Origin of the sequence: Streptosporangium sp. 'caverna', assembly GCF_003203775.1 — a bacterium.
GTDB classification, from domain to species: Bacteria; Actinomycetota; Actinomycetes; order Streptosporangiales; family Streptosporangiaceae; genus Streptosporangium; species Streptosporangium subroseum.
In genome coordinates, this window is the sequence record NZ_CP029711.1 from 5350999 (window position 1) to 5364641 (window position 13643).

General features: G+C 69.8%; 13 protein-coding genes. 9 read left to right on the forward strand and 4 right to left on the reverse strand.

Features of this window, described 5'->3' with window-relative positions:
* Positions 1-85: 85 nt before the first annotated feature.
* The 8 genes from DKM19_RS23705 to DKM19_RS23740 all read left to right on the forward strand — a co-directional run bounded on the left by DKM19_RS23705 (position 86) and on the right by DKM19_RS23740 (position 8669).
* Positions 86-1528 (forward strand): MFS transporter, encoded by a 1443-nt coding sequence (locus DKM19_RS23705; RefSeq protein ID WP_162641702.1) that lies wholly within the window; start codon positions 86-88, stop codon positions 1526-1528.
* 48 nt (positions 1529-1576) lie between these two features.
* Positions 1577-2146: an amino acid synthesis family protein gene (locus tag DKM19_RS23710; RefSeq protein WP_110705923.1), complete on the forward strand. Its 570-nt coding sequence runs from the start codon at positions 1577-1579 to the stop codon at positions 2144-2146.
* Entirely contained in the window at positions 2143-3360 is a 1218-nt protein-coding gene (locus DKM19_RS23715; protein ID WP_110698469.1) for an amidohydrolase family protein, read from the forward strand. The genes DKM19_RS23710 and DKM19_RS23715 overlap by 4 nt, the downstream gene beginning before the upstream one ends.
* Positions 3361-3394: 34 nt before the next feature.
* Positions 3395-4063: a DUF4286 family protein gene (locus DKM19_RS23720; protein WP_110698471.1), complete on the forward strand. Its 669-nt coding sequence runs from the start codon at positions 3395-3397 to the stop codon at positions 4061-4063.
* Positions 4064-4120: 57 nt separating this feature from the next.
* Positions 4121-5137 (forward strand): dihydrodipicolinate synthase family protein, encoded by a 1017-nt coding sequence (locus DKM19_RS23725; RefSeq protein WP_110698473.1) that lies wholly within the window; start codon positions 4121-4123, stop codon positions 5135-5137.
* 16 nt (positions 5138-5153) lie between these two features.
* Positions 5154-6179, forward strand: a complete 1026-nt coding sequence (locus DKM19_RS23730; RefSeq protein WP_110698475.1) for an ornithine cyclodeaminase family protein — start codon at positions 5154-5156, stop codon at positions 6177-6179.
* A complete protein-coding gene (locus DKM19_RS23735) occupies positions 6176-7642 on the forward strand; it encodes an NAD-dependent succinate-semialdehyde dehydrogenase (protein WP_110698477.1) in 1467 nt (488 codons plus the stop codon). Before DKM19_RS23730 ends, DKM19_RS23735 begins: the two co-directional genes overlap by 4 nt.
* 133 nt (positions 7643-7775) lie before the next feature.
* Positions 7776-8669, forward strand: a complete 894-nt coding sequence (locus tag DKM19_RS23740; RefSeq protein WP_162641703.1) for a VOC family protein — start codon at positions 7776-7778, stop codon at positions 8667-8669.
* Positions 8670-8748: 79 nt separating this feature from the next.
* On the opposite strand, the gene DKM19_RS23745 is transcribed toward DKM19_RS23740, so the two are convergent.
* Both DKM19_RS23745 and DKM19_RS23750 read right to left on the reverse strand, forming a co-directional pair.
* Positions 8749-9501: a haloacid dehalogenase type II gene (locus tag DKM19_RS23745; protein ID WP_110698480.1), complete on the reverse strand. Its 753-nt coding sequence runs from the start codon at positions 9499-9501 to the stop codon at positions 8749-8751.
* 150 nt (positions 9502-9651) lie between these two features.
* Positions 9652-10278, reverse strand: coding sequence for a protoglobin domain-containing protein (locus tag DKM19_RS23750; protein WP_110698482.1), 627 nt, complete (start codon positions 10276-10278; stop codon positions 9652-9654).
* Between the two features lie 327 nt (positions 10279-10605).
* Between DKM19_RS23750 and DKM19_RS52565 the strand changes: the two genes are divergently transcribed.
* Complete coding sequence (locus DKM19_RS52565) at positions 10606-10728, forward strand: hypothetical protein (protein WP_255415545.1); 123 nt, start codon at positions 10606-10608, stop codon at positions 10726-10728.
* Between the two features lie 9 nt (positions 10729-10737).
* On the opposite strand, the gene DKM19_RS23755 is transcribed toward DKM19_RS52565, so the two are convergent.
* On the reverse strand, positions 10738-11133 hold the full coding sequence (locus tag DKM19_RS23755; protein ID WP_110698484.1) for a RidA family protein: 396 nt from the start codon (positions 11131-11133) through the stop codon (positions 10738-10740).
* Between the two features lie 406 nt (positions 11134-11539).
* Entirely contained in the window at positions 11540-12994 is a 1455-nt protein-coding gene (locus tag DKM19_RS23760) for an SGNH/GDSL hydrolase family protein (protein ID WP_204358974.1), read from the reverse strand.
* Positions 12995-13643 lie beyond the last annotated feature (649 nt).

Consider the following 13643-nt stretch of genomic DNA (forward strand, 5'->3'; position numbering starts at 1 on the left):
ACTGCCCATTGACGCGACATAAAAAGTGGATACAGTTTCCGTAATTCAGAACATGCTTCGGTGCCCGTCACCCCCTGGAGGGTCAATGGCCACGATGGCTTCCCCGTCCCCTGTCCCCTCATCCCCCTCGGTCACCGAGTCGAACGGCAACGCCGCGGTCGGCGTGCTGTCGTATCTCGGCTTCACCGTCCTGCTCCTCCAGGTGGGCATCGTTCCGATGCTGCCCGCCATCGGCAAGCAGCTCGGCCTCTCCCCCGGCGACGTGGCCTGGGTGCTTACCGCCGAGCTCCTGGCGGGCGCGATCGGTCTCGCCGTCTTCACCCGGCTGGCCGACCTGCTCGGAAAGCGCCGCATCATGGTCGTCTGCCTGACCCTGGCGCTGGCGGGAGCGCTGCTCGGCGCGCTGACCCACGACATCGTCATGCTCTTCGTCGCACGGGCGCTGATGGGCGCCCAGGCGCCGATGCTCGCCCTGCCCGAGGCGATCGCCAACGACACGATGCACCCGAAACGCGCCCGCCGGACCATCGTCACGATCCACGCGGGCAACAGCGTGGGCGTGGCCGGCGGCCTGCTGGTCGGCGGGCTGGTCGGGGGCGTCGGGCACGACTACCACGTCTACTTCTGGCTGGCCGCGGTGACGCTGGCGCTGGGCCTGGCGAGCACGCTGCTGGTGCTGCGCGAGTCTCCGTACCGGGCGGAGGGAGGGTTCGACCTGCCGGGCGCGCTGCTGCTCGGGTTGAGCCTGGTGAGTTTCCTGCTGGGCACCAGCAAGGGCCCGACCTGGGGCTGGAGCTCCCCCGAGGTCCTCGGCCTGATCATCGGCGGGCTGGTCCTCCTCGGTCTGTGGGTGCTGGTGGAACGACGCTCCACGCACCCGCTCGTCGACCTGACGGTGATCACGCACGCGGCGACCCGCCTGCCCACCCTGGTCGTCTTCCTGATCGCGTTCGGCATCTACGGAGCGATCTCGGCGGTCACCCGGTTCTCGCAGACCAACCCGCAGGTGGCGGGGTACGGCTTCGGGTGGACCCCGCTCCAGGCCTGCCTGTTCGCCATCCCGGTGGGGATCGGCGGGCTGGCCGCTGCGTGGGCGCTCCAGCCGATCGGCAGACGGATCGGCTTCGCCGGCGCCGCCTCGGTGAGCGTGCTGTGCTGCAGCGTCGCCTACTTCGCGCTGGCCGCGACGCACAGCATTCCCGCCACGATGATGGTGAGCCTGGCCATCTACGCGCTCGGCAACACGATGGGACTCGCCGCCGCGCAGATCATCGTGCTCCAGGCCGTACCGCCGTCCCAGTCGGGAGTGGCGCTCGGGGTGACGGCCATCCTGTACGCGGTCGGCAACTCCCTGGGCAGCACCGTCGTCGGGGTGCTCTTCTCCTCGAACACGTTGCCCGGCACCCAGCTTCCGGCGAGCGGCACCTACACCGCCGCCTTCCTGGTCTGCGGGGCCTGCACCACCCTGGCCGCCCTGCTGGCCTGGCGCGTGAAGCGGGTCCGGGTCGGCGAGCTCGGAACGCTTTAGTAGAGTAAGTGAATACAGTTTATAGTTTTGATCGAGAAGGCAGGGAAGATGGAGCTGCACGTCCGTAAGTGGCTGACGGTCGTCGAAGAGATCGCGGACGACGGAGGACCCCAGGTGAATCCGCCGCTGCGCAAGGCCGCCGTGGCCGCGGTGATCGCCAACCCGTACGCGGGCCGCTGGTCGGAGACCCTGGACGAGCTCACCGAGCCGTCCGGAAAGCTGGCCGTCGAGCTCGTCACCCGTGCCAAGGAGGCGCTCGGCGTCGAGGCGGAGAGCTGCGGCAAGGGCGCCATCGTCGGGGTCTCGGGCGAGCAGGAGCACGGCGTCGCCTGCCTGACGACCCCGTTCGGCGACGCGCTGCGGGACGGGATCGGCGGCAACACCTGGGTCACCTCCAACACCAAGGTCGCCGCCGCCGGAACGACGATCGACATCCCGCTGGCCTACAAGACGGCACTGTTCGTCCGCGAGTTCTACGACACCGTCACGGTGTCCGTGCCCGACGGCCCCCGGCCCGACGAGATCGTCGTCATCGTGGCCCTGGCCAGCCGCGGCCGCGTGCACAGCCGCCTCGGCGGGCTGGCCAAGGCCGACGCCAAGGGGGACGGCCTGCAATGACGGGATCCGAGGCGGAGGTCGCGGAGGGAGGCCGCACCGCGATCGTCAACATCGGCGACTCCCACGCCGGAGACCTCGCCGGCTCGCCCATCGACGGTGACGCGATCATCTGCCGGAACGGCCTGATCACCTGGATCGGGCCGAGCGGCCAGGTCGACCCGGACGGCTGCGATGTCGTCCTGGACGCGGCCGGCGCCGCGGTCGTCCCGGGGCTCATCGACTCCCACGTGCACGTGACCTTCGGCGACTACACGCCGCGGCAGCGGACCGTCGGTTTCCTGGAGAGCTACCTGCACGGCGGAATGACCCGGGCGATCAGTGCCAGCGAGGTGCACGTGCCGGGCCGGCCGACCGACGTCGTGGGGGTCAAGGCGCTGGCCATCGCCGCGCAGCGCTGCTTCCGCGACTACCGGCCGGGGGGCGTCACCGTCCACGCCGGTTCGGTGATCCTGGAGCCCGGGCTCACCGCCGACGACTTCGCCGAGCTGGCCGCGGCCGGCGTCGGGCTGGCGAAGGGCGGGTTCGGAGCCTTCGACGGCCCTCGCGGCTACGTGCCCGTGGTGCGCGCCGCCCGCGAGGCGGGCCTCATCGTCATGGTCCACACCGGCGGCGGATCCATCCGCGGCAGCCTCGAACTCATCGACGCGGACGCGCTGCTGGAGATGCGGCCGAACGTGCTCGGCCACGTCAACGGTGGTCCGACGGCCCTGTCCCCCGCGGAGAACGAGGCGCTGGTCACCCACGGCCACGGCATGGCCCTCCAGCTCGTCCAGGCCGGCAACCTGCGCTCGGCGATCCACATCAGCGAGCTGGCGCTGGAGGCCGGCTGCCCGGAGCGGCTGCTCATCGCCTCCGACACCCCCACCGGCACCGGGGTGATCCCGCTCGCGCTACTGCGCACCATGGCCGAACTGGTCTCCCTGGGCCCGCTCGACCCCGCGCAGGCGGTGGCGGCGGCGACCGGGAACGTCGCGGCGACCTACCGGCTCGACGCGGGCCGCATCGAGGTGGGCCGTCCCGCCGACCTGGTCGTCATCGACGCTCCGCTGGGGTCACGGGCCTCCGACTGGCGCGGTGCGCTGAAGCTCGGCGACCTGCCCGCCGTCGCCTCGGTGATCACCCAGGGCGAGGTCCGCTTCGTACGGAGCCGCAACACCCCGCCACCCCAGCGACTCGTACGCCTGTCGGCGGGCGTGTCCCGACCGCTTCCCTGATCGCGGAAACCGTGATCGCAGAAAGGAGAGAGCCGTGAAAGGCCTGCTGTTCTCGCAGATGGAGCCGCCTCCCGGGCAGGAGGACGACTTCCACGACTGGTACGAGACCGAGCACATTCCCGTACGCCTGGCCCTGCCGGGTTTCTCCGCGGCCGTTCGCTACGAGGCCCTCGAAGGAGAGCCGCGCTTTCTCGCGTGCTACTTCATCGACGACCTGGCCGCGCTGGAAACGCCCGGCTACCAGCGGCTCAAGACCGACCCCGGCGAGCGGACCGCGCGGATGCTCGGCAGCGTCCGGGGTTTCACCCGTCACATATGCGAGGAGATCTCCGACACCGGGGAGAACACCGAGCCGTCCGGCTACCTCTGGGCGGTCGCCTTCACCGTGCCCGAGGAGGCGCGGCCTGCGTTCGAGGGCTGGTACGGCGAGGAGCACGTTCCGATGCTCATGAAGGCCGACGGCTGGCTGCGGGTGCGCAGGTATGCGGTCCGCCCCGGCAGCGCCGGCCCCGAATGGACCCATATCGCGCTGCACGAGCTGCGAGACCTGTCCGTTCTGGACGCCCCGGAGCGGGCCGCGGCCCGCGACACTCCCCGCCGGGCGGCCCTCGCCACGCAGGACTGGTTCGGTCACTCCGGGCGCTGGCTGTACCGCGCCATCCACGCCGCCGGTGACGCCCGCGTGGACGTGCCCGTCTCCTGATCCGTCCCGCGTGGACGTATTCGCCTCTTAATCCGTTTCGATGAAAGGACCGTCGTAGTGAGCCTCCCCTACACCAGGGCCGAAGTGAAGGACCGGGCCCGCACCGAATGGCGCGGCCTGTGCAACGTGACGCTGCCGTCCTTCACCTCCGATTTCAGCACCCTCAACGCCGCGGGCATCGCGCACGATGTGCGTCTCGCCGCGCGGTACGGGTTCTGGGGCACGCTGGTCGCCTCCGAGAGCGGCACCACGCTGGAGGAGTATCTCCGCTTCATGGAGATCGCGGCCGAGGCCGCGCCCGAGCGCTTCCGGCTCGTCGCCCACCTGAGCTTCTCCACCGTCGAGGAGGAGCTGATCGCCGCCAAGGCGGCCGAGGCACTGGGCTACGAGGCCGCGCTGCTGTCGTACCCGCCCGGCTTCCGGCCCGGCTCGGCCTCCGACATCGTGGACCACACGAAGTACGTGGCCGAGCGCACCGACCTCGCGCTGATCATGTTCGCGGTGATGACCTGGGGATTCTCCCCGCTGCACCCGTCGGGTTTCCCGCCGGAGGCGATCGAGGAGATCGCCCGGATCGACACCGCCGCCGCCCTGAAGTACGAGGGGGGCGGCTCGGCCTCGATGACGGCCTTCGCCGACATCCACCGCCGGGTCGGCGACCGGCTGATCGTGGAGAACCCGATGGAGCAGAACCTCCCCGCGCTGGTGGAGAAGTTCGGCGTTCCGTGGTTCGGCACCAGCGCGTACGAGTCCTTCGGCGACCGGGTGCCCCGCGTCTACGAGCTGGCCTCGGCCGGCAAGTACGACGAGGCGATGGACGTCTTCTGGTCCTACCAGGCGGCGCGGGCGGCCAAGGGCGCGTTCCACGCGAGCTTCGCGGGGGCGGGGCTCATCCACCGGGTGGGCTGGAAGTATCTCGGCTGGCTGCAGGGCTTCAACGGCGGTCTGCTGCGCATGCCGCAGATGCGGCTGAATCCCGGCCAGATGAAGTCGCTGCGCGCCGGGCTCGCGGCCTCCGGATTCGAACTGCCCGCCGGTGACGACGACTTCTACCTCGGTCGCAACCCGGCCTGAATCAGGAAGACAACAGATGACCCTGCATTTGTCCGCGCACGACATCCGCGCGCTGGCCACCGACGACGTGGTGCTGGCGGCCGCCCGCTCCGTGCTCGACGCGGAATCCCTCGGGCGCACCGAGCTACCGCCCCGCATCGACGTTCCCAGCGGCTCGGGCTTCCTGCGGGTCATGCCCGCGGTCCTCGGCGACGTCATGGGAGTGAAGGTCATGACCCTCGCCGAGGGCCTTGGCACCCGATACCTCGTCCTGCTGTACGACGTGGCCTCAGGGCGTCTGCTCGGCCTGTTCGACGCCGACGAGCTGACCCGGTTGCGTACCGCCGCCTACACGGTGGTGGCCGGAGAGCTGCTCGGCGCCGACGGCCACCAGCAGGTCGGGCTGGTCGGCTCGGGTTTCGAGGCGACGGGGCACCTGCGGCTCATGGCACGCCGCTGGCCGGTGAAGCAGGTGCTCGTGTACAGCAGGTCCGCGACGCGGCGGGAGGAGTTCGCCGCCCGCATGACCGAGGAGCTGCAGATCGACGTGCGGGCGGTGGACACCGTACGCGAGGCGACCGGCACTCCCCTGGTCGTGCTGGCCACCAAGTCCCGGGAGCCGGTCGTGAACGGGGCGGATCTGGCTCCGGGCGCCGTGGTGCTGTCGATCGGCTCCACCCGCCCTGACCTGCGCGAGCTTGACCGCGCCACGCTGGCCCGAGCGGGTACCCTGCTCGTAGACGACGACCGCCAGGTCCGTCTGGAGTCCGGCGACGTGATCGACGCGATCACACACGGCGCGCTGCCCACCGACCGCATCGTGCCCGCGGCCCGCGCGGCCGCCGACGCGGGTGCCGTACGCCGGGGCGATGACCGCGATCTGCTCGTGTTCAAATCGGTCGGCACCGCGTTGCAGGACCTGTCGCTGGCTCGCAGCCTGCTCAACGCGGCCGGCGCCCGCGGGAGCGGGCGCGAGCTCGACGAGATCTGCGAGCTGAAGCCGTTCGCGGGCGCCGCTGCGACGCCGGCCGCCCGCGCGACCCTGGAGGGGACCCCATCATGAGCACAGACGTCACCCCCGAGCGGGTGCTGGCCGAGATCCCGACCCGGCTGCGGATCGGGGACGGCTGGCGGGAGGCCACCGGCGGGCGGACCTTCCCCGTCGCCAACCCGGCCGACGGCACCGACCTCGCCTCGGTCGCCGACGCCACCGCGGCCGACGGCCTGGCCGCGCTCGACGCCGCGGTGGCCGCCCAGGCCTCGTGGGCGGCCACCGCTCCGCGCGAGCGCGGGGAGATCCTGCGCCGCGCGTTCGAGGAGATCCATGCCAGGCGCGAGGAGCTGGCCCTGCTCATCACGCTGGAGATGGGCAAGCCGCTGGCGGACGCGTACGCCGAGATCGACTACGGCGCCGAGTTCTTCCGCTGGTTCGCCGAGGAGGCGGTCCGCATCGACGGCGGGTACACGGTCTCGCCGAACGGCCGAGGACGGATCCTCGTCATGCGGCAGCCGGTGGGGCCGAGCCTGCTCGTCACCCCGTGGAACTTCCCGCTCGCCATGGCCACGCGGAAGATCGGCCCGGCCCTCGCGGCCGGCTGCACCGTCGTGGTCAAGCCGGCCGAGCAGACCCCGCTCACCACGCTCGCGCTGGCCGCGATCCTGGAGGGCTGCGGCGTTCCCGCCGGAGTGGTCAACGTCGTCACCACGTCGGACCCCGCCGCGGTCGTCGGCTCGCTGCTGAAGGACTCGCGGCTGCGCAAGCTGTCGTTCACCGGCTCCACCGAGGTGGGAAGGCTCCTGTTGTCGCAGGCGGCCGGGGGCGTTCTCCGTACGTCGATGGAGCTGGGCGGGAACGCCCCCTTCCTGGTGTTCGCCGACGCGGACCTGGACGCCGCGGTCGAGGGGGCTCTCCTGGCCAAGCTGCGCAACATGGGGGAGGCCTGCACCGCGGCCAACCGGTTCTACGTGCAACGCCCGGTCGCCGCGGAGTTCGCCGACCGGCTCGCCAAGCGGATGGCGGAGCTCCGCGTGGCTCCCGGACTCGCCGAGGGCAGCCAGATCGGCCCGCTGATCGACGAGGCCGGCCGCCAGAAGGTCGGCACCCTGGTGGACGACGCGGTCCGCAAGGGCGCGCGGGTGCTGACCGGCGGCGCCCCCCTCGACGGCCCCGGATATTTCTATCCCCCCACGGTGCTCGCCGACGTCCCCGGCACGGCCGACCTGCTCACGCAGGAGATCTTCGGGCCGGTGGCCCCGGTGCTGGCCTTCGACACCGAACAGGAGGCGGTCGCGCTCGCCAACGCCACGGAGTACGGCCTGGTGGCGTACCTGTACACCCGCGACCTGGGCCGGGCGCTGCGTACGGCCGAGGCCCTGGAGACCGGAATGATCGGGCTCAACCAGGGCGTCGTCTCCAACGCCGCGGCGCCGTTCGGCGGGGTGAAGCAGTCGGGCCTCGGCCGGGAGGGCGGCCGGGTCGGCATCGACGAATACCTGGAGACCAAGTACATCGCGATCGCCGTCTGAGGTCGCTGTTGAGAGGAACACCGGTCGATGTCCGAGAGGGGCGCCAGTCGATGCCTGAGCTGAGCACCAATCAATATTCGAGAGGGCAGCTGATGTCCCATAGAAGCGGCGATCGATGCCTGAGAGGAGCGGCATGAGCCCCGACCACGAGAGCACCCTCCCGATCCGGCTGGGCTCGGTCACCGTGGCCGTGCCCGACCCGGCGGCGACCGCGGCTTTTCTCCGTGACGGCCTGGGGTTCCACGTCACGCCGCGCGGCGACGGCGGCATGAACGCGACGACCTCGGGAGAGTACGCGCAGCCCGCTCCCGGCCGCTATCTCACCCTCCTGCCGGGGGACGCGACCGAACTGCGGGAGATCACCTTCGATGTGACGGACGACTATCCGTTCGAAGAGCTCGAACGCCGGGCCGCTTCGTACGGGCTGGCCGCGGACCGGCTGCGGCCGGACGCGGACGGCGGTGCCGGAGTCGCCGTCGTCGACACGTCCGGGCTGCGGCTGGTCTGCCGCCCGGCGGGACCGCCCATCGCGACACCGCTGCCCGCCGCTCCGCTGAGGCCACGGCGGCTCGGCCACATCAACGTCAAGGTGCCGGACGCTCCGACGACGGCGGCGCTCATCTCCGGCATGCTGGACCTGAAGCTGTCGGAGCAGATCGGGACGGGCCTGTTCTTCTTCCGGGTCGGCACGGAACACCACAACTTCGGAGTCAGGGGCGGATCGGCCCGCCCTGACGCACACCATCTGGCCTTCGAGGTCGCCGGCTGGGACAGCTACCGCGTGCTCTGCGACCACCTCGCCGAGCTCGGCCACAAGGTCGAGTACGGCCCCGGCCGGCACGGCCCCGGTCACAACCTCTTCGTCTACCTGCGCGACCCCTCATCCGGACTGCGCCTGGAGCTGTACAGCGACATGGCGCACATCCACGACGAGGCCTCCTACACTCCGCCGCGCTGGGAGATGAGCGATCGGGGCAACACGGTCAACCGGTGGGGCCCGGCGCCCCCGGAGAGTTTCCTCGAGTGACACCGGCGGGCGGCGCGAAATCGGGTCAGCCCTGGGCCGCTTCGGCCCAGGGCTGACCCGATGACTTCACCCGCACGGTTCACGAACGCCGCCAGACCCGGGCGAGTTCGGTGGCCAGGGCCGGCAGATCCGGTACGACGAGGTTGGGCTGCGGCAGGGAGTGGACGGGCAGTGGAGCGTTGCCCGGCCGGGTGATGAGGCCCGCGGTGTAGCCGGCGCTCTGCGCCCCCACGGTGTCCCAGACGTGCGCGGCGACCATGAAGCAGCTGGACGGCGGTACGTCCAGCTCCTGGGCCACCATGTGGTACACCAGCTGGGCGGGCTTGTAGGCGCGGACGGTCTCGATGGTGAACTGCCGCTCGAAGAAGTGCGCGAGACCGGCGTGCTCCAGCGGGCTCTGCCCGCCGGGGTTGGACGGGGAGTTCGTCAGCGTCACCAGACGAAAACCCGCGTCCTTGAGCCGGCTCAGCCCCTCCTGCACGTCGGGATGGGCGGGCATGGTCAGCATCGCCTGCCGGATCTCCTCGATGTCGTCGTCGGAGACCCGCACCCCGTGGATGTCGCCGACCATCTTGAGCAGCCCCTGTCCCAGGGTGAAGTACCCCTCGTACAGGCCGGACAGGGTGATCGTCATGGAGTACATGATCAGATGACCCAGCCACTCGCGCATGACCCGCTTGTCGCCGAAGATCTTCTCGAAGAGAGGATTCATCGACTCGAAGTCGATCAGCGTTTCATTGACGTCGAACACCAGCACCGAAGGCTCCCCGCCGATCCACTCGGCGCCGTTCGACCTCTGCTGAATTGTGGCTGTCGCCAGGTTGCGGTTCATGGTTTCGCTTCCCTTGTTGAGTGATCTTCGAGGTTGAGTGGTCTTCGGGCGGTCAATCCCCCCTTCTCCGCTGCTCGGTGACCGGATCGGCCGTCGCGGGCATCGCACGCGCCCCTGAAAACGAGGCCGGTACGTGGCCCCGGGCATCCGTCACCAGTCCGCGGCGTCCACGTAGGGCCGGGTCCAGACCGTGACGTGCAGCATGACGGACTTGGTGAAGGCGGCGTGCATGCGGTCGACCTGCTCGGCCGAGGCACCCTGGGTAGCCAGATACTCACGCGCGGTGGCGATGACGACCGCGGTGAAGGCGAGCAGGTAGCGCATCGGAATGTGGTCGAGGGAGTCGGCGTGGTCGGTGGCGTTCTTCTTCGCGCGGGTGTGGCGCAGCCCGATCTCGTGCTGGTAGTTCAGCCAGTCCTGATCCAGCGGGCGGGTGCAGGCGTCGATGATGAACCGGTCGAAGCGCGGCTTGGACGCGGCACCGTACTCGGGGTTGGACGAGCCGTCGGGGTGGCCGGAGTAGGCCCGCATGAACGGCAACTCCCCCAGCCGCTTGCGGTAGGCGGTGACCATGTCGTCGGCCTGGTCGGCCAGGACGCGGGCGGCCTCGATCAGGGTCTCCTCGTCCTGCCTGGTCAGCCCTACCACGGCCTTGAGCCGCTCCAGGTCCTCCAGCGTCAACGGTGAGACGGCGGCCTCATCGGTGCCGTAGGTGTAGCCCGGAATCTTCTCGGAATGCTCGGTGACCAGTTTCGGTGTCGGCGTGTGGTCTCTCATCGCAAGGTCCCCTTGGTCAATATGGGCGACTTGATCGATACGGGCGACGCAGATCGCACCTCGAAGAGCCACGGCGCGGCGGGCGCGATTGTCGACACCGCTTTTTCGATCTGCACAACTCGCACATCTACCGGCACGACCGGGAAACCGCAGTACAGGCCATGGACCGGTCGCGATCCAGCCCCCCGGAGGCGCTCGGCCTTGCAGGGGCTGTCATACCCCGACGCTAACGGCGAAACGCTTCGATGGCAGTCAAATCGAGGCGGGCTTGACCAGGTCATATGAGACAGCCGGAATCCACGCTCCCGGCGGGCTGAGGCACCGACCATGCCGGGCATCCAGGTCTGGCAGAGCCGTCTCGGCGGGCCCTGCCGCCCGGCGGCCATGCCGGTGATCGCGCACCACGCCGACGTGGCGGGTGCGCTCGCGCGCCGCCTCAGCCAGGCGTGATGGGCGACGCTACAGGGTGGCGACGCAGTCTATTTCGATGTCGAAAGGTCCCGGCCAGGCCGGAACGCAGACGAAGATCCGCGCGGGCGGGTCCTGAGGAAAGTAACGGGCGTAGATCACGTTGACCGCTGCGAACTTCTCGACCGACGTGCAGTACACGTTGCACTTGAGGACGTTCGCCAGGGACGAGCCGGCTGTCTCGAGGCAGAGTTTCATCTGCTCCAGGACGAGCTCCGTCTGACGCTCGATCGAAGCTCCCGCGGCCACCTCCCCGGTATCGGGGTCGAACGGCGGGAATCCCGAGACGTAAACGGTGTCGCCGCTTCGGGTGGCGGCCGAGGTCGGGGCCTTCCAGTTCTCCAGGTAGGTCGACAGAGGCTCAACGCGGATGATTTCTCTGGTCATTGCCGTTCCCCGATCGCCGGATGCGTTTCAGTTCGACGGAGACACACGCTCGGTCGAGACGTTCGTCGCTCTGCCCCGGCCGGGCAGCCCTTCGGTGTCCGTGTCAGGCACCTCACCGATGCCGTCCGCCATCGGTGAGGTGCGCGGCCCCCCGCCGCTCCCGGGCCGGGAAGACCACCTCACACACTCACGATATGGCCGACCGGCTTCGATTCCCATCGAACTGTCCTTTGCGCGTCCGTGTCACCGGAAGGCGCGCACCGAGGCGGCGGCACGGTACGGCCGGCATCGGGGAGCCGTGCCGGTCCAGGCGGGGGTCGCCTGGACCGGCACGGAGTCGGGACCGGCTCCGGGTTGTGCCTGGCCGCCTCTGGGTGGCCTGGCCGTTGGTGCTATGTGGTGCGGGTCAGTTGAAGCCGAAGCCCCGCGGAAGCGGCTCGTCTCTGAACAGGCGGGTGGGGACGGCGTCGGCGAGTGCCTTGTAGCCGGCCGGGTTGAGGTGCAGGTGATCGCCGACGTCGTAGGCGGGCAGCAGCTGCCGGGGGTTGGCCGGGTCGCGGGTCGTCCTGTCGAAGTCGATCACGGCGTCGAACCGGCGGCTGGTGCGGATCCACTGGTTGACCGTCTGCCGGGCCGCTTCCCTGTATCCCTGGGCGTCGTCGTACGCCGTGTTGGCGCCGAACGGCGTCAGCGTCGCGCCGTACACCCGGATGCCCTGCGTGTGGGCTCGGGTGATCATCTGGTCGTAGGCGGCGATCAGGTCGGCCGCGGCCTTCTTCTGGGCGGCTTCTGTGGCCTCGGCGGTGCCGATGTCGTTGACGCCCTCGAAGAGGATCTGCCACTTCACCCCGCTCTGCGCGAGGACATCGCGGTCCAGCCGTGCGAGGGCGTTGGGGCCGAGCCCGTCGTTGAGTACGCGGTTGCCGCCGGCCGCCTGGTTCAGGATCGCGATCTGGCCGGTGGAGGAGTGGGACTGCAACCGGTCGATCAGCTGGTCGGGCCACCGGTTGTTCATGTTGGTGGTGGAGCCCCTGCCGTCGGTGAGTGAGTCGCCGACGATGACCGCCGCCGCGGTGGTGTGCCTGGACCACACCTCCAGGGCGCTGAGGAAGTACCAGTGATCGGCGGGGGTCGCCCCGGGCAGGTCCCCGGCGTCGACGTGGTCACCGGACAGCATGTACGAGGTGGTCCGGGAGCCGGGGTGGGAGGTGATGGCGTTGGAGCTCTGCCCTTCCGCCAGGTAGATCGTCACCGTGAGGTTCGACCGGGGGGCCAGCTCGAAGTTCAGCGGATCGGAGACGGCCTGCGCCCCGACCGGGATGACCACGCCGGGCTGCCCGTGGAAGGTCACCGGCTGGGAGGTGCCGGCCTTGATGGCGCTGACGCCGGCCTGGCCCCCGGCCGGGAGCGCCACCGAGATCCGGGTGATGGGCAGGGCCGTGCCGCCGAAGGCGTTGGAGAAGCGCAGCCGCATCTGCCGTCCACCGGTGGAGGTGTGGATCGTCTGCCGCAACGTGCTGTCGGCCAGGACCAGGTTGTCCTGGGTGAACGGAGCCGGTGGCATGTTGCCCGGCTCGGTCAGCTGCGGCATCGACACCCAGGTGCCGACCCAGTGCCCGTCCATCTTCGGGGTCACCGGGGCGGCGGAACCGGGCGTCCCGGGACCGCCCTGCGCGCCCATGGCCCCGAGCGCGGGGGACGCCGCGGCGACGGCGACCGCGACGGTCGCCACGGCCGCCATCCTGAGCACCAGGGAAGTGCCCTGCGAGATCGATGCCACCGCGAACGGCTCGGACCTGCTCGGCTTACGGCGGCGGAAGCCGGCCCTTGCCGTGAGCAACAGGGACATGAAGCGTGTCATCAAAAGGTCTCCCATGGGCACGGGTACTGATTGGGGGGTGTTCGAGATCTTTCGTCGCATCTTCGGAGCCGTTTCACGGCCGCACCGCCATAGCGATCAACCTGTCGACGCCTTCCGCCACCTCCGGGCGGGTCCCCGAAGGATCGGATCGCGGAGGTCTGGCACCGTGGGCCCTCCCGTGGTCGACGTTGGCGGACGGTACAGCTGGCAAGTGAAGTCGGTCCGGGTGAGCAGGCCGAGACGTGCTGGTGATGACCAAGCTTCGTATGAATGGCAGCAGAGCAGGTCAGGGCGTCATTTGCGTTACCACCGTCCCGCGACTTCGAACGGAGCCTCTTGTCACGGTTGGTGCTAGCCGCTCGTGAGGCGGAGCAAATCCGACGTGGCGGGTCACGTCAAGGCGCCGAAATCCCCGTGCCGGCGCCTGCGCGCCGATGTCGGCCCTCAACTGCGGCTTCGCCGCCAGACGTCCACCGTGAAGCATCACGACCGATGAAACTTTCACCGCGAAGAGCCGGATGAAGCCCCGAAATATATCGGTCGAGCACCCTTGAATGCCCTCAATCACACCGCCAGTAGCAGCTTTCCGATAGTTTCGGGACTCGAGCAGAAAATATGCGCAGGTAAGAGGCGGTTTCGCCAATTCCGA